Source organism: Mucilaginibacter sp. BGA-UO-ETr-C110, assembly GCF_059567985.1.
Window position 1 is genome coordinate 2,250,215 of record NZ_JCAQPB010000002.1, and the last position, 24,546, is coordinate 2,274,760.

Sequence of the window (24,546 nt, forward strand, 5' to 3'; positions counted from 1 at the left end):
TTTAGCTTCATTTCTTTAAAAATTTAGGTTAAAATATAAATTGGTTACAGCATGAAATACTTATCAAAACGCAAAACCAAATTCAATTACCTCGTAAAGGTTAATTAATAATTAAACAAAATGTAGCCAAGATAACAGAGGTGGTTTTCGTGTTGACATTCGGTAATAATTGTAAGTCAAACATATAGTAAATCATAAATAGCCGGGAGGGGCTAACAGACCATTTAAGGGGGTAATAATTAATAATATTTAATTATTTTATAAATATTATCATCAGATATGGGTTTACCAGTTTAATTTAATTAGCGATACAGCCTGCCTTGGCAATGAAATATTTATTACCAGGCTACCATTGTCACTAAATGACTTTACAGTTTTATCCAAAGTTTGTAACTGTCCGGCTTTTTCTAATTCGGCTATCTGAGTTGCGGTAGGCTGCTGCGGAGATCCCATTTTTTTCCATAGTTCATAGGAATTACTATGTTCGTTATCAATACGATAATGTGTTACAGTTACACTCTTTGCCTGAAGATGGTTAATGGATAATTTTATTAATTCCGGCGCTCCCTGTTCATCATCATCATGATAATTCCAGATCATTACAGATGCAGACCTTGAATCGCGCGAGGCCAATACCCCAATATCTGTTTTACCCCTGATACTGGAATCCAAAACAGTTTTCAGGGAGTACATCCGATCGCTTGTGGAATATATCCGCTGCCCGGTCATCTTGCCAAACATTCTAAATACATTAAGCACTGGTTTATCCACACCATTTGTAGCTAAATCACGAAACCCATAAAACCACGGCTGATTCTCAAATTCAAACGACCAGGAAACAGCACCCATTAAATTAATCCCTAAAAAATCGCTCAGCAAGTATTTACGAGCAAAGGAGGCTGCTGTATAGCTGGAGTACATAGTACCATTTCGGTACGCATTGGATGGATTGGTAGCCATACCACAAGCAGCACAGCCTTCAGGATCCGATTCGCCGATAACTATCGGTATATTTTTCGTTTTGGGGTATGACGCCACAATTTTAAATCCTTCGGCAATATCACGTAGTTGCGGAGCCATATTCATCTGCACATGTCCGTTAATTATTGTTGGCTGGCCTTTGGCATGAAATGATATCACTTCCAGCGGCGACCCAATCTTACCAGTTGCGTAATTGGTATCAGCTATACAGTGTTCAATAAATGCTTTTAAAAACCTCATTCCGCTTGGGCTGGAACCGCCGGCTATTTCCGGACCGCCGATCCTGGCAGTTGGCAACGCTCTTTTCAGACCATGGGCAGCATAGTCGTACATTTTAAAAAATTCGGACATGGTGCCTTTCCAGTAGCTTATATTGGGTTCATTCCATACTTCCCAATACCAGCTTTCAACCTCTTTTTTTCCATATCTTTCAACAGAATGTTTTACCCATTGGTATACCAATTCTTCCCATTTATTATAGTCTTTGGGCGGATAGGCCCAGCCTGTATAAATATCATTATAATTGTCGCCGGGTTTCCAATAGTGCCGGTAAGGTTGCGGATGTGTAGACAGGGCCTCGGGCATAAAACCAATTTGAGCATATGGTTTAATCCCCAGTTTAATATAAGTATCAAATATGCTGTCTACCAGGCGCCAGTTATAAACAGGGTTCCCGGTTGCATCTTCGGTATAGGCATTGGTTGATCCCCATTTCAACGCCGCACTGCCATCGCCTGTAGTAAGCAGGTTGTGTACACGCATATGAATGGGTACAGGGCTTAAAGAGGCCAGCTCGGCAAGCAGTTTCCTGCCATCCTTCATGTAAGTATAGTTGGGTTCATCATGACCAAACCAGGCCCACATTGGGTTCATCGGCGCTATCGGTTTCGACAGATCTACCGATACTTGCACCGATTTATTTGAAATATGCTGAGCAGTAGCATAATTACACAAAAACCCTGCGATAAATAAAATTTTCCAACTGTTACTGAATAACTTCCTCATATTTAATTAACTACATCGAAAACTTAGGTTAATAGCTTACTTAATAAGACACTTCATGGTCACTTCGATTTTATTCTGATTATAGTGAGTGAATATGGCTGAGCATCGTAGAGAAAAGACCGCTCTACCTCAAAACCGGATGTCTCCGGAACAACATTACCCGGATTTTCGAAAGTATCTTCTGCCCCGGGTGCACCCGTCAGAATAGTACGGCTTGCTTTAGGGTTAATCGGCCCTAAACCATTTAGATTTATCTTTGCCCGTGTAATTGCCGAACTTGCATTTACCAGTTTCAGAATAAAATCGCCTGTTTTGCTATCTTTCACGAAGGATACCGCCTGTGTTGAATCCCGACTCCCCTTTTGATCAGGAAACGAAACAATATTTGAGTAATAACGATCTCCCTGATTGGTTGAAAATAACTGCTGCACATAATAATTAACAGTTGGGGCTACAGCCGTGTTAGAAAAATAGATCAGATTAGGATTCCAGGATGTATGGTTCCGGCTTGCAATAAGCGGAGCATAGGAGGCCATTTTCACTACATCCCCATTACGCTCGAGGGCAGTCATATAAACCGCTTCGGCAAGCGCATTAAATAATTTATTACCCCAAGAGGCATACTCCCCTAAATAAATGTTTGATTTTGAACGATCATAAGTATCATAGCGAATGTTATTTTGCAGAAACCATTCGGGTTTTTCATAATAATGCTCATCAACTACGGGTATAGCCAACTGATCAGCAAATTTCCAACCTTGTTCATAATCATCGCCTGAAGGGGCGGGGCCAACGGTACCAATCAATGTTATTTTAGGATATTTGGTTCTCATGGCATCATAGATCATCTTAAACCGCTCCCTGAATTCAGGTGTGATCTTATCTTCATTTCCTACACCCAGATACTCCAGGTTAAATGGTTTTGGATGTCCAGCCTCGGCCCTTTTAGCTCCCCATGTTGAAGTAACAGGCCCATTTGCGTATTCAACCAAATCTAAAACATCCTGAATATACCCTTTCATCTCATCCATAGGCAATCCTTTTTGCCCGGTTCCGCGTGTTCTACCCGAGTTTTGGCAACTAACAGCTGCAGCTAAAACAGGTACGGGTTTAGCTCCAATATCTTCACAAAACTGGAAATATTCATAATAACCCAGGCCTACACTCTGATGGTAATTCCATATATTCCGTTGTTCAATACGTTGCTCAACAGGTCCTATAGTGCTTTTCCAGCGATATATATTTCCAAGTCCATCACCATGAACCAGGCAGCCTCCTGGAAAACGCATAAATTTTGGTTTCAAACCAGCAATGGCCTGCGCAATATCTGGCCTAAGCCCGTTAGTTCTGTTCTTGAAAGTTTTTTGAGGAAAAAGCGATACCATATCCAGAGCCAGTTTCCCTTTAGCTTTGGCAACAATCACCAGGCGAGCGCTGTCATCACTTTGATTAACGGTAATCGTCGCGGTATATTTTTTCCAATCTCTGGTCTGGGTAGCAAAGTTAGCCTCGCCATATACAAGCCCTTTTTTACCTTGAAGCTTAATCAGAACCGGGAGTGATTTGTCAGAAAGCTGTTTTAAAAACACCGAGAAATCATATTTTTCACCAGCTTTCACTACAATACCATCAAAACCAGAATTGATTAAACCTACCCCTTCTTTACCTTCTTCTTCCACATTCAACACCACATAATGCGGATTATTTACAGATATCGGAGCTGCTGTTTCTACAGAGATCGTTCCGTAGCCATAACCCTGAGTAGTATACTCCCACGCGGTAAGCGGATTCCAGTTTTTCTTATCAGCCGGACTATATTCAAACGATCGATTCTGTATTAACTCGGCATAAAGACCACCATCTGCAGCATAACTCAGATCTTCAAAAAACACCCCGAACAAGTCCTGACTAATGGCTTTACCCGCTAAAGTTTTCTTACCAGAAGATGAATCTCCCGCAAATACGAGCGTTTTTTTTTGATTGTTGCCGCTACCTGAAGTCCAGCTTAATGCCAGCGAGGCATAAAGTATTACACCAAAGGAATGAATAATTTGTTTTCTCATTTTTTAAAAGCGTTCTTTTTTAAGCGCGCTATTGTCTTATCCGGCTTAATAGTTTCGGCTCCAGCACCATCATTTATATAATCAAGTATCGTGTTAAAAGCTCCGCTATCAATAGGTCGAAGAGCATTTTTTCACTTCTGATTTGTTTTAACAACGCGCAAGCGATAATTGCATTAAGCCTATCTTGGTTTATATTATAAATGTAATAATAACAATTATATTTTACCAAAACATTAAAAAATACAACAACTTTTATGCGCAAAAAATACCATTACCTTAAAAAGGTAAAAGTTTTTAATAATTGTTAAATAAACAATTATTAAAATTAAGGTAACAAATCAACACCATAGCTTTAAGCACCTCAACTCCTTCAATTTAAAGCCGAACAATTTATTTATTCACTAAATTAATTGTACTTAATTCATCACGGTCGCAGGATATTACCCCATCATGATAATGTAACTCGGCCAACTGGATCACACTACGTTTGCTTTGGAAGGAACCTTTTACCGCAGATTTATCTATCGTCCTGCCCGGATGGGTAAAATAAAACACATAGGCCCTGTTGTTATTTACTACAACATCACAGTGACCGCCAATAGCCTGATCGTCGGTACCTTTACCTGGTTTTTCTAAGATCCGTTCATCTTGTTTAGTCCATGTCAGTAAATCATTGGAACTATATACCTGCATCCCCTTCCATACATCTACGATCATGAAATACTTATTTTGCCACCTGAAAATCTTGGGACCTTCACCATTTGCCGGTATAGCAGTGCCTTTGTCCACCCAGTTGTACAGATCAGTACTTTCCGCATATGATATCGCTTTACCTTTTTTTTCATCATTATACCACAATCTCCATAAGCCTTCGGAAACTTTAATAATGGAAGCATCAATCACATGGAGCGTACCCAATGGCAAAATGCCTTCAAATTTCCAGTTCAACAAATCGGCACTGGTGAGATGAATAATTTCCCGTGGATGCTGCCAGTCTTTAAATATTCCCGGCACATAGGTAAGATACATATGATACAAACCCTTGTCTTCGATAACATCAGGAGCCCAAAATGTGTAACCGGGATCAACCCGGTAATTAATATTGGCAGTATCCTTATATTTCCATACCCTACCATCTGTTGATTCGGCTATCCCAATTTTAGTACCATGCACCCACTGAACTCCAGTTGAATCATTTAACGTAGCCCGGCGATTGGTATAAAACATCCACCACATCTTTTGCTGTTTGTTGTAGATCACTACCGGATCAGCAGCACCGTGCTCTACAGGATCATCAAACAAGGGTTTAGTTACTGCTTTTGTTTGAGCGGACAGCTCAATGGATATGCCGACAGCTAACAGCAACAAACAAGCAACTTTATTCATAAAATTCATTTTCATATATCTATACTAAGAAGGTCCGATTACCTGTTCAACCCACCTTTTTTCACAAAAACGCTTTTGCTAGGATACTTTGAATTTGTTAAATATCAGCAATTTTGATCACAATAGCTTTGGATCAGATGCCCCTCTGCCAAAACGATAATTCAGCGATATTTCATGAGTAGCGTTATTAAATCCCCCTAAATTGGTTGATGATGTACCGAACTGGTAGCCATAGCCAACATGAAATGCATTAATGTTCAAAGTAAGTATTCCCGACATTTCTTTATTGGTGCCATAGTTTAAACCAAGCCCTAACGTTCCTTTCATATAAAATATACCAGATATATCAGCAGTAAGCGGCACCCCGTTTGCGTAGGAAACCAACGTCGCCGGTTTGAATTTTATATCTTCATTTATATTGGTTATCAATGCTCCTGCAAAATAATAATGGTTCCGGAAATTGGTATTATTTTGTACAGATGCAGTGCCCAGGCTGGTTATGGTTAACTCGGGTACTGATAGGCCAAGGTAATACCAGTCGGTATAATACATTACGCCGAACCCCATATTGGGTTTAGTTCCCCGGATATCATTCCTGAAGGTTGGGTCGGTGGCATCCAGAGAGGAGTAATTGGCTGTATAGTTTCGTAAACCGGCATTTATTGATACCGCTAAAATACTTCTTGAATCTAATTGTATCCCTTTAGCGAAATAAACATTGGCTTCGGTTTGGCGCTCTATGGCAATCTGGTCATTAAATACAATGAGCCCAACCGAACCATTAACCGATTCGATGGGCAGGTTACCGGTGATCAGATAAGTTACCGGCGCCCCGTCTACTCCTACCCATTGCCTGCGTACCAGGGTATTAATTGATCCGGCCTTATCCAACAGGGAATAGGCCGGGTTAAACGGTGTCAAGTTATCCATATACTGCGTATAACTAAAAGCTTGCTGCTGGGCTACAGCGCTTGTTCCTGTTACCAGAAGTAACAGAAACAAGCTTAATACAACCATCAGAGATTTAAATTTCTTCATCATACATCCACTTGGAGTCATATCGTTCAATTAGTATTTTAGTATGATGTAACCTGTTTTATACTTATTCCCTCCTTCTGTCTGATACTCCAGTGAATAAAAATAGGTGCCTGCTTGCTGCATGGTGCCATTGATATTGGAATGCCCGTCAAACACTTTCGAGCTGTTGTCATATCCTTTTGTTTCAAATATTTTAATGCCGTTACGGTTCATAATTGTTAGTTTATTATTGGGATATGCCGCTAATCCATCAATGATCAGGTAATCATTGATACCATCTCCATTCGGTGAAAGCCCCTGCTGCACCACTATCCCGTCATTATTTACATTCGAAGGAGTAACAGCGGCTACCGCCGACTTCTTTAATGCTGTTGTTCCTAATGAAGGTTCAGTTCCATAAACTAGTTGCCCTTTATAATAAACGGTAACATGGTTATTCTCCTTCATCATATCTTTTGGCAGATATGAATAATCATTCAATTCATTAAAGTTTGACCAATCTGATTTGGAAATACGATATTGAATATAACCCGATGTACTCAACGGGTAAAGCGTTCCTGCTGAAGCATTTATTGCTACCTCGAAGTAAGTATCGGCACCATTAAGTACAGGGCTAACTTTTACAAAGTTGCCACTTACATTGGTATTACCTTGTTTGGCAAAATCTATCCAGTAATTCAGGTTTTGTGTTCCGTCCTCAGTAAACCAATAACGCGCAGTAATGTCACCAAAAGCTACCGGTACATTCCCGGTATTATTTATAGATAGGTAGGTACTGATAGTATTACTACTGGTGTTCTGATTTTGATTCTGGTAAGAAACATTCAGGCTGGTAAGGGCTTGCGCAACCATGGGTTCAACTCCCCAAACCAGCACACCATTCCTGTAAAGCGTGATGTGGTTATTGTTGATGTAATTGCTGGTATTACTTTGATATGAATAATCATCTGCTTCGTTCAGATCTGCCCAGTCCTGATTGGCAAACCTGGTTTGTATTTGGCCGGTATTGCTGTTACCTGCCAGATTACCTACTGCAGAAAAACTGTATTCAATATAGCCCAATGCTCCATTCCGGGGCTGTACCAAGGGAACATATTTCAGGGTTACATTATTATTCCCCAATTGAGCATAATCAACCCAGGTGTTGATACCCGCATAGTTTTCGGCAGTGAGCCAGTAACGCATGGTTAATTCGCTGTAAGCCACCCCTACAGAATCGGCATTCATGATCTTTACGTACGGGCGGATGATGTTATTGGTCAATTGCCCGGCATCGCCATCCTGGTATTGTAGCTGCAGGTTCAATGGTACAACCTTCAGTGTCCGGCTTATAGGGGTTGCCGCTGTATACTGCTCGTTACCGGTTTGAGATGCTATAACCGTACTTATTCCGGCGCCTTTAATATGTATCTTACCATTAATTATCGTGGCCACTGTAGTATCCGAACTCGTGTAACTTACCGGTAAATTGGAATTTGCCATAGCATTAATGGCAAAATCCGGATCGCCTATTACTTTCTGAGTTATTGGACTAAAGGCAATCATTTGCTCACCCAAAAGGCCATCAGCAATTTCTGATGCACTGAGTGCACGACTATAGATCTTAAATTCGTCAATTGAACCTTTGAACATAGGATCAGCAGAAAATTGCGATTTGCCTAAATAATTAAGACTTGTAGCACCCAACGCCGAAGGCTTAATGGTGATACCTGTGGTAGACGCTACAGCGGTACCGTTAATATACATGGTGCAAGTGCTGCCCGATCTGGTTATTGCCAGATTAGTCCAGGTATTAAGCGGAAAAGTATAATTAAAGTTAAAATTTTGCTCAGCTGCCGACCCGTTTTTTATAGCATAACGCACAATCGATTTCCCACTTGTTACACCTGCCTGAACCGATAAGAACATATATTGCGTAGTACTTAACCCAAAATCAAATACACGCATCCAGGTAGTAATAGCATCCATTCTTACCCACGTAGAAATAGTGAAATCATTCAGCGTACTAATAATGCCCGATGGAAGCGTTGTATAAGCATTGGCTGTTCCATCCAACAGGAGCGATTGACCGTACTTGCCGGTACCGCGGCTGGCTGTAGCCGCCAGTGTAGCATGGTTTGCGCCCCAGGCGTCAATTCCCCTGATTCCGCTCTGCTCATCAAATTTATAATAGTTTTTCTGGCCAATATTAGGTTTTGCAAGTACTTCTGCGCTATTGGAGCTTTCAACAGTACCGTCAACTGAAGTAACAATATAAAAATAGGTACTTCCGTTAGTCACGTTTACATCTGTGTACTGTGTAGTACTAACATTTCCAACAGTGCTATAAGGCCCTCCGGAAGTAGTAGAACGTTTAATTTTATAGCTAAAATTTGATATCGGCCCCCACTCTATTATATTTTTAGCATCTCCCGCTGCAACCAGTAATCCGCTAACAATATTGCTTTGAACAGTTAAAACCAGGATTACCGTGCTCGTGGTACTGCCATTTGATGCAGTTAGGGTAACTGGAAAAACACCGGTTTGGGTTGGAGTACCTGTAATAACTCCCGTACCTGTATTAACATTCAACCCATCAGGAAGCCCGGTTGCCGAAAAACTATTAGGCGATTTGATTGCACCGATAGTATAGGTAAAAGGTTTTCCAACAACAACGGTATCGGCCAATGCACTAGTAATGGTGACAGGTAAAGTACGATCATCTAGCAACTGAACATCATTACCTGTTCCGCCTTTATAGGTTATACGAAAATTGTAGTCGCCCACCGTAATTAACCCCATCTCAGGCAGATCTTTAAAGATTCCGGCAATAGCAGTACTGCCTGTATTATCAATAATAGTATAAGAAGTACCAGATGGTAACGTGCCTGCAATGCCTGTTACCGATAATTTAGGATAATTAACCAGGCTTACACTGGCAACCGTTATTTTATCGCCAGTTGCACTGCCCATATCAATCTCAGCATTGTAAATAGCGTCAGATTTTAAGCTTAAAGAACCAGCTATCAAAGAGCCAATGGTCTGATTCCCTGGCTCAATAATTGCACCTGTTCCACTTCCGGTTCCAATGGTAACCGCCATTGTACCCTTACCTGTTCCGCCAAACGAACCAGCCTCTACCGTAAGAGGGCTGTTAAAAACCCCTGATGCCGGATCATTATTTAACAGAAGTTTTCCGCCTTTGATAGTTGTTGTACCGTTGTATGAGTTATTTCCAGTAAAAATAAGCACGCCGGTACCTACTTTTTCTACATTCATAGTACCTGACATGATCCCGCCGAAGGTTGTACTAAGGTTTAATGCCCCAATGCTGATTGTAGGACTGCCCCCGGCATCTGTCCGGATCGCCCCTCTCCCAGTAAGCGCACCAAAACTGATAGTGCCTGTTGAAAACAGAATGCCCTGGCAGTCATTCCCGTTGGCATCCAGGTTCCAGTAGGCCTTGGCACTACCTGATTCGGGGACTTCAAAACGCACCCGGTTGTTACCGCTACGTAATTTAGAAACGAATGTGCCGGTAAAATTGCTGTTATCACCAAAAAGGTGTAAACCCGCATAAACGTTTCCATCCTGTATAATGGTGCCGCTACCTAAAAGTTTGCCCCGCAAGTTTATTGCATTACTGGTTTGATAAAAATAGCTGGTTTTACCGGCGGCTATTTCAAAGTCATTATAAAAGGTTGCATCGCCATTTACAGAGAACAATGCCCCACCGTTCATAATGATCTTACCTGTGCCCAGCGGGCCTGACGTTGGGGCTGAAGGTGTTCCGGTACCAATGCCCGACACCTCCATGCCATATACAGGAGGCCAGCTTTGCCCATTGCCATTTAGGGTAGTTGTACCAGTATAAGTATTGTTTCCTGATATATAAAGATACCCTATACCATTTTTAAGCAAACTTCCATTTCCGCTTATGCCTCCGGTGAGGGATACCGTACCACTGGTTATCGTGTTTACGTTGAGCAAAGTATCCAACACAACAGGCATGCTCAGGGTATGTGAGGTTGTGGCATTGTTAACCAGATCATTCCTTAAATGGACGGTATCGCCGGATATGGCATAACTGTTCGTACCTGCGTTAAATTGCATCCGCGAAACCGCCAGCCCTTTAATGTCATTAGTCAAAATAGTATCGGCCGATGCATTGAACGTTATAATGGCCGGGCTAGCCGGAATAGCATTTTCCAGCCAATTGGCAGCCCATTTTAATGAATCGGTTTCCGTCGCCGTTTTCCAAGTATATGAACCAGAGCCAGGAACTCCAAATGCCTCTACTGAATTCGCACTTTCTTTGGTTTGCCCAACTGACGAAATCACGTAATAATAAGGACTTCCGTTGTTTACATTTACATCTGCGTAACTGGTACCCGACACATTAGCTACAGTTGTATAAGGGCCACCACTAACGGTGCTTCTTTTTACATTATAGGTTGCGGCCCCCGAGGCGGTGGTCCAGCTTAAATCAATTTCTTTGCTTTTATTAACAACCGAGGGCTGATTTGGCGCCGCAGGCGGAACTGATGCAAAAACCACATTTGAGTTTCCGCTTTCCAGCGTTCCTGCCAATGCAGTAACAACATAATAATTGTTAACCTCGGGTACAGGCGATGCATCAATATAAGAGGTACTGATTATACTATCTTGAACGATAGTAAAAGGACCACTTGCCGAGAGCGAACGCTTTACACTATAGCTGCTTGCATTTGCTATTGCAGGCCACGCAATGCTGATGTTTGAAACATTGGTTACCGCAGCGGTAACGCCCGCCGGTGCTGCCGGGACCGTGTTACTAGTTACATTAATAACCAGGTTAGCCGTTCCTGTACCATTAGTATTGATAGCCTGTAAACTTACTACACTTTGTCCTATAGCCGTCGGGGTGCCTGTAATGACACCCCTAAGTGTGTCAATGTTTAAACCTGCAGGTAAACCTGTAGCATTGTATTTTGTTGCATTACTGCTTGCGGTGATAGTATAATTAAATACGGTACCAACTACCCCGTTTGCTGAGGTTGCACTGGTTATAAGGGGCGAACCTGTAGGGGATGTACTGTTAACAGATACATGGGTTAGTATGGCTGTGTTTAAAGCCGAAGTATTATTGGAAATGGTATAAAAACCAATATAGGTGTTGGCCGGAAGCGCAATAACATACATTGCATGGTTTGTCCAGTTAATGCCATCTTGAGAATGGTAAGCAAATACCCTGCTACCTACACGTTCTATTTTTAGCCACCAGGGCGCTTTCGGCTGATAATGGGAATAGGACGTTTGCGCGCTGGAGCCATTTACAGTCGCCCAAACACTGCCGTTTCCGCCCAGATCTACAGCTACATAATTGGCTGTGGGTGATAGTGATGAGCGGATCATTAAACCAGTAATAGCTGTATTCATTGAATTACTTTCAACCTTCATAATCATACCAACATCGCCCTTAGCCTGTTGAAAAGTAAAATTGCACGCATTGTATTCCGATTTCCCTGCTGCCTTCACCGTCCAGGTACCATTATTATAAGCCGCGGAACCCGTTAAACCAGTACTGCCAATATCAATATTACTGAGACTACTAACCGGTTGGGCAAGATCCGCTGGATAAACAACAGGTGTTAATGGGGTGGCATGCGAGATGTCTGCCGACTTTAAATACAAAAAGGAGAAGCCATCTTCGCCTGCCAACGTCCGTATTTGTTCTGTATATGGGGTTGGGATGCCTTTACGCAGCGCATACGCTCCCTTAATAATATTGTTAAACGGATGCCTGTGTACATATCCGGGAGGGATTCCCCAATTGGTCCAATAACTGGCATAAGCCCCGTACGGTATGAAAGATAAAGTTCCCGTAGGCGATTGGCTATACTGGCTATATAATTCGCCGATTTTAAGTAAACGATTATCAAATTCTGAAAACAAGTCAACACCTTGCTTCCATGCTACTTCCGCGCTCCATCCAAGTGCTTGAATTTGTTCAAACCAATGATCATCACGTCCCGAATCGCCGACCTCGCCATTAGGTAAACTATTGCGTAATCCTCCGCCTGCATCCATACGATATACTTCAATAGCCTGCTGCCACAGTGTCTGATCGCCCAGATAAGCGGCAATACCCACTGCTATCCCCAATTGCAGGGCTCCTTTATTTGCATCCCTTAAGGGGTTAGGCACCCATGAAGTCGGGTATAAAACATTTCTGAAATAATTATTTACATGCGTATCATTAGCGGTTGTCCATCCAGAGAAGGTACTTCTCAAGACATCAGCTCCGGCAACGAAGTAAGCTACCCGGTCGCCGATATCGAGCATATTTTCACCACCACCCCAGGAAGTATTAGTAACCGCCCAAGCATCCAGCATATTAGTGGCTTTTCGGGCGTAGGTGGAGTCGCCTGTAAAAACGTACATAAACGCTAGGTTATGAATAGCGATCATATCATCCAGCCATGCAGGATTGTTTAAATTGGGGGCACGGGTCACCGTGGCAAAAGGTCCTTTCATTGCATAACCGAGTTGTGAATGCGAGTCGCTTTTCAGTGCGTTATACCCGGTAAGCCATGGTTCTTTAGTAATATTGGTCTTAAGTTGGTCCAGGTCTGACTGGGTAAACGGAACTCCGGGATGCACAAAGGTTTGGGCCAATACCCTGTACACCAGGCTCGTATTTGCAAGTAGTATAACAAGAATTGTAACAAAAAACTGGATAGATTTTTTTCTCATGTTTTTATATTAATGCTGGTTTAGGCATCGGTTATTTGCATTAGGCTGAACATATGCTCTTGGTTCTGCCCTAATAAATGTGACAGTGGTTGAGTATCAAAGTAATCAACCCCTCTTTATGGTTTCTCTCGCTTGTTCGTAAAAATTACAGTTGTTATTTATCCACTAATTCAGGTACACCGTAAGGTTTATTGGTTTTTGATTTATAGACCAAGAACCAAATATCGCCTCAAAAATGGAAACTCAAGGGGGGATCAGGGAGCAATCATAGGGGGTAAAAACAAAGATTCTGAATTTGGATTGGCTGAATTTTATTAACTTATACGGTTTGAGGCTATTTTTACCGATAAGTGCAAATCCCTAGCTCTCCGCTCAAAATAAAAGCCCTATAAATATTATTTACAGGGCTTTTATTTACCTCAACTGCAAAAAAGCACTAAAAATGCTTTTGGCATTTTTTATCTTGAAAAAAATTGCCATGAATACCCACATAACCTATTGACTATGTATTTCTGTCAAACGTTTAAGAATACAAGCCCTTATCATTGTTTTACAATAACTGACAACTTGCTACATTTTTTTCTATTAAAAATAAGCTTTTCCGATAGCTACTTCGACAATCTTAGAAAGGCGAATAAATGGTCACAAGATGATCTTGCAAATTAGGAGCATTTAAGGTGTCTATATACTATCTCTATCTGCCTGGCGAATGATTAGATACATTTATGGTAGAAAGACGATTTGGTGTGGTTTATCCTCCTTACTTGCCAAACAGTTTTAGCTTTAATCCTAATTCAAACGCACCAGCAGTATAGCTATTAAGCTGTCCATTTTCCAGGTTATATGTAAAATTAAAAGCAAATGCTTTTTGATCAAACACTAAACCAAGGCCTGTACTTTGATTGCTATGATATATGGCTTGTAACGATATAAAGTAATTGCTCATGGTGAAGTTAAAGCCAGCATCAACAATATCCTTGGCACCTTTAATTTTGCGATAAGCGGTAATTGGTTCTATCAGCAAATCGGTATAACCGCTACTTACATATATTTTGTAACTGGCGGCCGCAAAAAGCTCAACCCTGTCCACATCTATGCGTTCGATAGAGTTTCTGAAAAAAGTAGCTTTTAAGTTGGGTAGGGCTCCCTCTAAAAATAAATTATCGCTGGTATAAGCTATGCCAAAATCACCATCCACATAGGGCTTTGCCTGGTTGTACCGGGCTATCTGCTCATCCGTTTCATCCCCAACAATCTTGTCTAGATCAATACGGCCATCATTAACACCAAATGAAAGACCAAAATTCAATTTTTGGTTTCTCTCGCCAAGTGGAAGATGGTAGGCATAGGTACCCATAGCACGGGTTTGCCGAAGCAAACCCGATTGATCGTCAGTTACATTCAAACCCAAACCTACCCGGTCTGTTGCTTTGTAATCGGCTGTAAGTGTTTGCGATTTTGGAGAACCAGGAAACGTAGTCCATTGCTGACGATAGCCTAAATTAATGTTCAGCCCCTGGTCTAAGCCTGCCATAGCAGGATTGATCAGGTACCTGTTCTGAAAATACATGGATTGAAAAGGGTTTAACTGTGCTCTGCTGTACAATGAAAAGCATATAAGAAGCGCCATTAACAGCAAAGGCTTTTTAAAACTTATATTATTATGTTGTTGAAGGTTTTTCATTTTATTTATAATTTCTTTTGATCTGCGGTTTTTCCTGTTTTTCTGATTATGACTGTCTTACCTGTTGTGAACAATGGTGATAAATCCTTTGAACTGACGCTTTTGCGGCCCCAGATCAATAACATAATAGTAAGTTCCTTCGGTGAGCGGAGCACCGCCAAAGGTTCCGTTCCAATCATTAGTATAGCCATGCTTGTTGTAAACCGTGCGTCCACCCTTGTCAAAAACGGTTACCGTATTATTGGGATAGAGCTGAATATCCGCTATAACCCAGGTATCATTCTTACCATCGCCATTAGGGGTAAGTATATTGCTGGCCACAATATTCTTCTGATCCTCGCCCCTGTAAATAACCAGGGTGTAGGTATTGGTAGTAACATGATCCTGGGCGGTTATTACTATGGTAATGGTGTTGTTACCAATATCAAGCGGAATATTGAATGATTGCCTGTTATTCGGTGCCGAAGATCCATTGATACGAGCCGTAGCTGTAGGATCAAAAGTAAGTGTAAGGTGTACGCCGCTTATCTCATTATCAACCTCCGCCCGGTAACTGAAATTATCTGAATTAAATGAAGGCGTTAACGTACCGGATGTTGGTACCAGATTGATCAGTTTGGCATTGCTGAGCGCTATAACTGTTAGTTTGCCTAGTACATAATTAAACGTATAGTTGGCCGATGTTGCGCCGCTTGCCGTAATAGGATACAGGCCCGGCAGCGAACTGGAATTAGCCACGGTGACCAGTACCGGCAACTTAGTTAAAGCTGTCTGACTATCACCGTTCACAAAACCACTGTAAACCGCGGTGAGCACTGGGTTGGCCACACCATACAGGCGGCTCTTATCTTCGGCCGTAATGGTTAGCGTAGCTTTATTAACGGTTAATGTACCTGCTACGTAAACAATTTGATAATTGGCAATAGCTGCCCCGCTTGCCGTTATTGGATAAGTTCCGACTGCGGATGCCTGGGTTGCCGTTGTAACGATAACCGGCTTGGTGATTAAAGTATTGCTATTTTCGCCGTTCACAAAGCCGCTATAGGTTACACCCAGGGCCGGATTTGCCGAGCCATAAATTTTACCAGAGTTATTGGCTGTAATCGTTAATGTTCTTTGTGTGATGGTCAGTTTAGCGCCAACATAAGTTAAGGTATAGTTATTATTGAGCGCCAGGCTGCCTTGTTGAATAACATATATACCCACATTTTCGCCTGCAACGCGGGTAAGCGCCCCGATAAATTTCTCTGTACCCACCAACGCTCCGCTGGTGATCTTATAGGTCAATGCCGGATCAGCATCACCATAAGCTTTGGTTTGTGCGTCGGCTGTAACAGTGATGGCGGCTTTGCCGATGCTAAGGTTTGCACCTATGTAGGTGAGCGTATAGTTGCTGTTGAGCACCAGGCTCCCCTGCTGTATGGCATAGGTTCCTACCGTTTCGCCGGCAACACGGGTAAGCGCGCCGGTAAATTTATCCGTACCCACTAAAACCCCGCTGGTGACAACGTAGGTTAAGGCCGGATCGGCGGTACCGTAAACCTTATTTTGTGCATTAGCGGTAGCTGTAATAGCGGCTTTGCCGATGCTAAGGTTAGCACCAATATAGGTAAGTGTATAATTACTGCTGAGCGCCAGGGTACCTTGTTGGATAGGATAATCACCCACATTTTCACCGGCTGCACGGCTTAATGCACCGGTAAGTTTATCAGCACCTACTAACGCACCAGTGGTGACAACATAGGTTAAGGCCGGATCAGCAGCACCATATACTTTGTTTTGTGCATTGGCCGTAACTGTGATAGCTGCTTTGCTGATGCTAAGGTTAGCGCCAGCATAAGTAAGCGTATAATTGCCGTTGAGCGCCAGGGTACCTTGCTGGATGGCATAAGTACCCACGTTTTCGCCAGCTGCACGGGTTAGCGCGCCAGTAAATTTATCTGTGCCCACCAATGCTCCATTCGTGATCTTGTAAGTCAATACAGGATCAGCTGCACCGTAAATCTTGGTTTGGGCATCGGCAGTTACGGTAATCGCTGTTTTGCCGATGGTCAGGTTAGCGCCTACATAGGTCAGCACATAATTGCTGCTGAGCGCCAGGCCGCCCTGTTGAATAGCATAAGTACCCACGTTTTCACCTGCAACACGGGTAAGCGCACCGGTAAAGGTATCCGCAAACTTTAACGTTCCGCTGGTGATCTTGTACGTTAATGCCGGATCAGCGGTGCCGTAAGCTTTCGTTTGCGCATCAGCTGTTACCGTGATAGCCGCTTTGCCAATTGTGAGATTAGCGCCAACATAAATAAGGGTATAATTACTGCTGAGTCCCAGCGTTCCCTGTTGAATTGCGTAGGTACCCGCGTTTTCGCCGGCAGTGCGTGTCACCGCACCGGTCAGCCTATCGGCACCTACCAAAGCACCGTTTGTGATCTTGTAGGTCAGCGCCGGATCAGCGTCGCCGTAAGCTTTAGTTTGCGCATCGGCTGTTACCGTGATGGCTGTTTTACCTATTGTGAGGTTAGCATCAACATAGGTTAATGTATAATTGCTGCTGAGCGCCAGGCTGCCTTGTTGAATGGCATAGGCCCCTGCGTTTTCGCCGGCAACACGGGTAAGCGCACCGGTAAAGGTATCCGCAAATTTTAACGCCCCGCTGGTGATCTTATAGGTCAGCGCCGGATCTGCTCCGCCGTAGGCCTTGATTTGGGCATCGGCGGTTACCGTGATGGCAGCCTTACCGATAGTTAGGTTAGAACCTGCATACGTTAGTGTATAATTACTGCTGATTGCCAAAGTACCTTGTTGTATGGCATAAGTGCCTGCGTTTTCGCCCGCAACACGGGTAAGCGCACCGGTAAAGGTATCCGCAAATTTTAACGCCCCGCTGGTGATCTTATAGGTCGGTGCCGGGTCAGCTCCACCGTAGGCCTTGGTTTGTGCATCGGCAGTTACAGTGATATCAGCTTTACCAATGGTTAGGTTTGCACCAACAAAATTCAGCGTATAACTGCTGCCGAGCGTCAGGCTACCTTGCTGAATGGCATAAGTGCCCGCGTTTTCACCTGGAGCACGGGTAAGCGTGCCGGTAAATTTATCCCCGGGAGTCAATACTCCGCTGGTGATCTTATAGGTTAATACAGGATCAACATCGCCATAAGTTTTGGTTTGCACATCAGCGGTTACGGTAATAGTTGTTTTGCCAATGCTGAGGTTAGCACCCACATAAGTGAGGTTATAATTACTGCTGAGGGCCAGGGTGCCTTGCTGGATAGCATAAGTGCCTGCGTTTTCGCCCGGGGCACGGGTAAGCGCACCGGTAAATGTATCCGCAAATTTTAACGCCCCGCTGGTGATCTTAAACGTCAGCGGCGGATCAGCGTCGCCGTAGGCCTTGGTTTGCGCATTGGCAGTTACGGTGATGGCGGCTTTACCAATGGTGAGATTTGCACCAACAAAATTCAGCGTATAACCGCTGCCGAGTGTCAGGCTACCTTGCTGAATAGCATAAGTGCCCGCGTTTTCGCCGGCTACACGGGTAAGCGTGCCGGTAAATTTATCCCCGGGAGTCAATACGCCGCTGGTGATCTTATAAGTTAATACCGGATCAGCATCGCCATAAGTTTTGGTTTGCACATCAGCGGTTACGGTAATAGTCGTTTTGCCAATGCTGAGGTTAGCGCCTATATAAATGAGGTTATAATTGCTGCTGAGGGCCAGGGTGCCTTGCTGAATAGCGTAAGTACCTGTATTTTCGCCCGCAACACGGGTAAGCGCACCGGTAAAGGTATCCGCAAATTTTAAGCCCCCGCTGGTGATCTTAAACGTCAGCGGCGGATCAGCAGCACCAAAAGCTTTGCTTTTCGCATCGGCTGTTACTGTGATGTCGGCCTTATTAATGGTTAAGTTAGCACCAACATAAGTGAGGGTGTAATTACTGCTGATTGCCAGGGTGCCCCGCTGAATAGCATAGGTGCCCGCGTTTTCGCCCGGAACACGGGTCAGGTTACCGGTAAAGGTATCCGCAAATTTTAATGCTCCGTTGGTGATCTTGAAGGTTAAGGCCGGATCGACCGAGCCGTAAGGTTTGATTTGCGGATCGGCAGTTACGGTGACAGCGGCTTTATTAATGGTGAAGTTAGCGCCTGCATAAGTTAGCGTATAATTGTTATTGAGCGCCAGGGTACCCCGCAAAATAGCATAGGTTCCGGCGTTTTCGCCCGGTGCACGGGTAAGCACCCCGGTAAATGTATCCGTACCTACCAATGCCCCGGTAGTGACGGCATAGGTTAAAGCAGGATCGACGTCGCCATAAAATTTATTTTGCACATTGGCGGTTACGGTGATCGGAGCTTTACCTATGGTAATGTCGCCGGCAGCATAGCTGATATTATAATTCGTTGCGTTGAAAGTACCGCCTGTGGCAGACCCCGGCACAATGGCGCCTGTATAAGTACTTACCGGCGCCCCTGCGGCCGCACCTGTTCCGTAAGTGATGGTGACGCTGCCGATAGTTTCGGTGCCAACCAACCCGGTTGATGTAAACGCGGTAGAACCTGCGCCGCCGGTTAGGTTTTGTCCGTATACTTTATTCCGGTTGCTGGCAGTAACCGTTAACGGAGCCGGTGTTACGATTAGTGTGCCCGGCTGATAAACAATGGTATAGTTTGATGATACCGCGCCGCTCGCGTTAATAGCATAAGTACCTACCGGTGAATTTGCTGTGGCTGCAGTACTGATAGTAGGCTGTACAGTTAAACTTGATGCATCATCGCCACCGGTAAACCCGCTATAGCTTACGCTCAATGCAGGGATTGCCGCACCATAAACTTTGGTGGCATTATTAACTGTTATGGTTAAAATGGCCTGCCCAACTGTGAGTGTACCGGCGGTATAGGTAATAGCATAGTTTGATGCTTTAAATGTGCCGCCCGTAGCCGCGCTTGGCACTATCGAACCGGCGTATGTTCCCGCAACAGCATTGGCTGCCGCACCCGCGCCATAGGTAATGGTCACGCTACCTATGGTTTCGGCGTTAACCAAACCGGTAGGGGTAAAATCAACAGAACCCGGACCGCCGGTAAGGGCTGTCCCAAATGCTTTGCCTTTATTATTAGCCGCAATGGTTAACGTGGCTTTGGTTACGTTTAAAATACCAGGCTTATAAATAAAGGTATAATTTGATGATACCGCACCACTGGCCGTAATAGGATATGTACCTACCAGCGAACCATTTACAGCTGTAGTATTTATCGTAGGCGCAACGGTTAAGCTGGCTGCATTATCCGCACCCACAAAGCCGGCATAAGTTACGGCCAGGGCCGGATTTGCCGAACCATAAGTTTTTGTGGCGTCGCTGGCTGTAATAGTTAATGTTGCCGGTGTTACCGTAAGTGTTCCCGGCTTATAAATAAAGGTATAGTTTGATGATACCGCACCGCTTACGGTTATTGGATAAGTGTTCACCGGCGAATTGGTTACTGCCGGCGTTGTTAAAGTGGGCGCCGTAGTTAAACTTGATGCATTATCTGTACCCACAAAGCCGCTGTAGCTTACTCCCAATAGCGGAACATTCGCGCCGTAGATTTTGGTGGCATTATTGGCCGTAACGGTTAATGGCGCCGGTGTTACCGTTAGCGTGCCTGGCTGATAAACAATAGTATAGTTTGATGATACCGCACCGCTCACTGTTATTGGATAAGTGTTCACCGGCGCATTGGCAACCGCCGTAGTACTGATAGTGGGCTGTGTAGTTAAGCTTGATGGATCATCGGTACCGATAAAACCACTATAGCTTACCGTTAGGGTTGGCACGGGCGAACCATATGTTTTGATGGTGCTGTTGGCTGTTATCGTTAAAATAGCCTGCCCAACCGAGAGTGTACCGGCTGTATAAGTAATATTATAATTAGCCGCGTTGAATGTACCGCCTGTTGCCGCGCTCGGCACTATCGATCCGGCGTAGGATCCTGTAGGGGAACCGGCTGCAGCACCCGCACCATAAGTAATGGTTACGCTGCCTATGGTTTCGGTATTAGCCAAACCTGTAGATGTAAAATCAACAGAACCCGGACCGCCGGTCAGGGCCTGGCCAAATGCCTTGCCTTTATTATTGGCCGTAATGGTTAATGCGGCTTTGTTTACCACAATGTTACCGGCTATGTAGTTAATAGTATAATTGGCCAGGTTAAATGTGCCGCCGTTGGCGGCGCTGGCTGTTACCGTACCGGTGTAGGTATTAACCGCGGCATTGCTGGCAGCACCTGTTCCGTAAGCAAGGGTAACATTACCAACGGTTTCTGTGCCAACCAATCCGGCAGCGGTAAACTCCGTAGTTGTGGCTCCGCCGGTAAGGGCCTGGCCGTAAGTTTTGGTTATATTTTTTGCAGTGATGGTCAGGGCTTTTGGACTAACTGTACTGGCAACTGTTGGTACATTTATACCTCCTGCACCGGCACTGCTCAGCGCTACAAAGCCCGAGTAAGTGCCCGCGTTATTGCCGGCCGCCAATCTGACCTGCACCGGTGTTGAAGCAATATTACCTCCCGAGCCGATAGTAACTGTATGGGTAAATGTTACGTTATCGATACTCACCTCAAAACCAGCCGGCGCTGTAACCAATATACCGGCGGTAAGGTTCGTGCCCGATACGTTGAAGGTGCCGGAGGCCGACGCCGTGCCGTATGTGGTGTTGAGTGCTGGTAATGTGCCGCCGGCACTGATGGATGGCAGGACAATGCTTACCGTTTTAGTGACCGTTTTGCTGTTCGAATGACCATCACTTACCAAAAAGCTGATGGTTCTGTTGTTTACGGTTGGAGCTCCCTGCGCATTCCTGTAAACAATTCGGCGCAGCGCGGCCTGCCACTGTGCAACAGTAGCCGTACCACTTGGCGTTCCCAGGGCGAGAAAACCACTCCCCCCGTTATAAAAGCCGACAATATCACCCGTGGATGCATCAGGTATCAATGCCAACTGGTCCTCTGGAGAGTGAAAACCACCGCTAATGGATACTACACCAGAAGCTAAAGTGCTGCCATCATCAGTCACCGTAATTCCGGGATCAATAAAAGCATCCGCACCTGAAAATACAGTTGCGCCTGCAGATGCCGTTAATACCGGGGCGGTATTACCCGGCGCCAATACATGGAAAACCACCGTTCCCGAAGCGCATAAAGAAGGGATTCCATTATCACATACCTGGTAATTAAAAGTATCATCGCCTATAGTGCTACTTGGTGTGTAGGTAAAACTGCCATTGGGATTTAAAACCAGCGTGCCATGGGCAGGCGAAGAGTTCGCTGAGATGACCAGTTGATCTCCATCAGGATCAGTATCATTTGTTAACACGTTCCCGCTAAATGGTGTGTTTGTGGTTACTGTATAAGTATCGTTAACGGCTACCGGGGAGGAGTTGCCACGTATAAGCGTCACCGCAACCGTATTACCATCAAGATTGCCATTATTAACCTTATAGGTGAACTGGTCGTTAGTTCCACCGGTTGAAGTATAGGTAAAACTACCATCGGGATTTAAAACCAGCGTGCCGTGAGTTGGCCCGGTTACCAATACGGCGCTGAGCGGATCCGCACCGGTATTCGTATCGTTACCTAAAACTCCGGGAGCCGCAATAGTTAAAGCTGTGCCTGATTGATAGCTATAGTTATCGGCCACGGCTACCGGCAGGGCAATCTTTACCGTTTTCCTTACAGTATTGCTGTTCAAAGCACCATCATTTACAAAAAAGGTGATGGTTCTGTCATTTGTTGCTGGGGACCCTTGTCCATTCCTGTAAACTATTGCACGCAGCGCGGCCTGCCACTGTGCAACAGTGGCCACACCACTTGGCGATTGCAAGTTGAGTATACCAAACACTGTATTATAAGAGCCGGTAATGTCACCTGTATTTCCGTTGGGGATAAATTCCAACAGGTCCTCGGCAAGCTGCAGGCCCCCGCTAATGGTTACTACACCAAAATTTAAAGTTCCACTGTCATCACTCACCGTAATTCCCGGATCGATAACAGCATTCGCACCTGAAAATACAGTTGCGCCCGCAGTTCCTGTCACTACGGGGGCAGCGTTAACATGCGTGAGCGTTACCGCAACCGTGTTACCATCAATATAGCCATTGTTAACCTTGTAGGTAAACTGGTCGTTAGCTGTACCGGTTGAAGTATAGGTAAAACTACCGTTGGGATTTAAAACCAGTGTGCCGTTAGCCGGGCCACTTACCAATACGGCTGTAAGCGGACTCCCATCGGGACTCGTATCGTTAGCTAAAACTCCTGGAGCGGCAATAGTTAAAGCTGTGCCTGTTGAAAAGTTATAGTTATCGGCCACGGCAACCGGCGGGGCAATGCTTACCGCTTTAGTGATCGTATTGCTGTTCAAACTACCATCACTTACCAAAAAGCTGATGGTTCTGGTGTTTACGGTTGGAGATGGCTGCCCGTTCCTGTAAACAATTCGGCGCAGCGTGGCCTGCCATTGTGCGATAGTAGCCGTACCACTTGGCGATTGCAAGAGGAGAATACCAGTGCCACCGTCATAAAAGCCGACAATATCACCCATGGATACGTCACGCATCAATGCCAACTCGTCCTCTGGAGAGTGAAAACCACCGATAATGGATACTGTACCAGAAGCTACAATGTTGCCATCATCAGTTACCGTAATTCCGGGATCAATAAGAGCATCCGGACCTGAAAATAAAGTGGTGCCTGCAGTTCCCGTTAATACCGGGGCCTGATTAGGAGCAAGTGTAATGAAAGTTTTATCGGTACCGTAAGCCGTACCAATGGTATTGGTAGCATAAGCGCGCACGTGATAAGTGGTGCTGCCTGCCAGCCCCCCGGCATTTACCGAAATGGCTCCTGTGCCGGCACCGTTGGCTATTTTGCTATCGGCAATGGTAGGGTTGGTTGTAAGCCCATAAACTATACCTTTTTCTGTTACCGAAGCTCCCCCGTCAGATGATACATTGCCGGTTAATGTGGCCGAGTGAGCGGCAATAGCTGCTGGATTGCCGGTGGTCAATGTTGGTAAAACCGCGCCCTGGGTAATAACTATATCATCAATACCTACACCAAATGCGGCACTTTTATCAGATGTTAGCCTTACTTCATCAATATTAGCAAAGGCGCCTAATTGCGACTCCGGAATATTTACCAGCGTTATGGTACTGAGGGCTGCCGTCGACACAGATCCTAACTCATGCCCACCTTTGTAAGCATGTAGCGTGATCACCTGATCGCCTCCGGCGGCGGCACCTACCGAGGTCGGCGTAACCGATATGCTCTTCAAGGTAAATAAAGCGCCGGATGCCGTCAGGAAACGGGCAAAGCTAAATGTCGCAGCCGTGCCTACCTTTTGCATCCTTATATAGGGGTTTCCACCTATTGCCGAGGAGAGAATGCGCTGTTCGCCGGTTCCCTGGCACTGTAGTACCCAGCCATTAGCCACGCTGCAATTTGCCGTGGTCAGGTTAAGGTTCGCAATGTTGTTATTATCGGCCAGTATAGTACCCGAAGTTGGGAAACATGCCCAGTCGAAAGTTTGGGCCGAGGTCCGCAAACTGGTCATGATACTTAAAAGGGCTATACAAAAAACGAGTAGATGTTTTTTCATTTTAATAAGGTTGTTTGGTAGAGCTGGTGCCTTGTGATCACCGGCCTT

The 24,546-nt window shown here is 44.6% G+C and carries 7 protein-coding genes; all 7 read right to left on the bottom strand.

Features of this window, described 5'->3' with window-relative positions; all coding sequences use genetic code 11:
- Nucleotides 1-285: 285 nt before the first annotated feature.
- A complete protein-coding gene (locus AC57BQ_RS10180) occupies nucleotides 286-1,986 on the bottom strand; it encodes a GH39 family glycosyl hydrolase (protein WP_496406173.1) in 1,701 nt (566 codons plus the stop codon).
- Between the two features lie 59 nt (nucleotides 1,987-2,045).
- Nucleotides 2,046-4,049, bottom strand: coding sequence for an alpha-L-arabinofuranosidase family protein (locus AC57BQ_RS10185; RefSeq protein ID WP_496406174.1), 2,004 nt, complete (start codon nucleotides 4,047-4,049; stop codon nucleotides 2,046-2,048).
- 390 nt (nucleotides 4,050-4,439) lie between these two features.
- Entirely contained in the window at nucleotides 4,440-5,435 is a 996-nt protein-coding gene (locus tag AC57BQ_RS10190; RefSeq protein WP_496406175.1) for a glycosyl hydrolase, read from the bottom strand.
- A gap of 117 nt (nucleotides 5,436-5,552) precedes the next feature.
- Entirely contained in the window at nucleotides 5,553-6,452 is a 900-nt protein-coding gene (locus tag AC57BQ_RS10195; protein WP_496406176.1) for a PorP/SprF family type IX secretion system membrane protein, read from the bottom strand.
- 51 nt (nucleotides 6,453-6,503) lie between these two features.
- The gene (locus AC57BQ_RS10200; RefSeq protein ID WP_496406177.1) at nucleotides 6,504-13,187 is read right to left on the bottom strand and encodes a cellulose binding domain-containing protein; all 6,684 of its coding nucleotides are present in this window, start codon (nucleotides 13,185-13,187) and stop codon (nucleotides 6,504-6,506) included.
- A gap of 760 nt (nucleotides 13,188-13,947) precedes the next feature.
- Nucleotides 13,948-14,871, bottom strand: a complete 924-nt coding sequence (locus AC57BQ_RS10205; RefSeq protein ID WP_496406178.1) for a PorP/SprF family type IX secretion system membrane protein — start codon at nucleotides 14,869-14,871, stop codon at nucleotides 13,948-13,950.
- Nucleotides 14,872-14,928: 57 nt separating this feature from the next.
- The gene (locus tag AC57BQ_RS10210; RefSeq protein ID WP_496406179.1) at nucleotides 14,929-24,498 is read right to left on the bottom strand and encodes an MBG domain-containing protein; all 9,570 of its coding nucleotides are present in this window, start codon (nucleotides 24,496-24,498) and stop codon (nucleotides 14,929-14,931) included.
- Nucleotides 24,499-24,546: the final 48 nt, after the last annotated feature.

Coding starts and splice junctions, on each gene's coding strand:
- AC57BQ_RS10180 (WP_496406173.1), bottom strand. CDS start 1,986: ATGAGGAAGTTATTCAGTAACAGTTGGAAAATTTTATTTATCGCAGGG.
- AC57BQ_RS10195 (WP_496406176.1), bottom strand. CDS start 6,452: ATGGTTGTATTAAGCTTGTTTCTGTTACTTCTGGTAACAGGAACAAGC.
- AC57BQ_RS10190 (WP_496406175.1), bottom strand. CDS start 5,435: ATGAATAAAGTTGCTTGTTTGTTGCTGTTAGCTGTCGGCATATCCATT.
- AC57BQ_RS10200 (WP_496406177.1), bottom strand. CDS start 13,187: ATGAGAAAAAAATCTATCCAGTTTTTTGTTACAATTCTTGTTATACTA.
- AC57BQ_RS10205 (WP_496406178.1), bottom strand. CDS start 14,871: ATGAAAAACCTTCAACAACATAATAATATAAGTTTTAAAAAGCCTTTG.
- AC57BQ_RS10210 (WP_496406179.1), bottom strand. CDS start 24,498: ATGAAAAAACATCTACTCGTTTTTTGTATAGCCCTTTTAAGTATCATG.
- AC57BQ_RS10185 (WP_496406174.1), bottom strand. CDS start 4,049: ATGAGAAAACAAATTATTCATTCCTTTGGTGTAATACTTTATGCCTCG.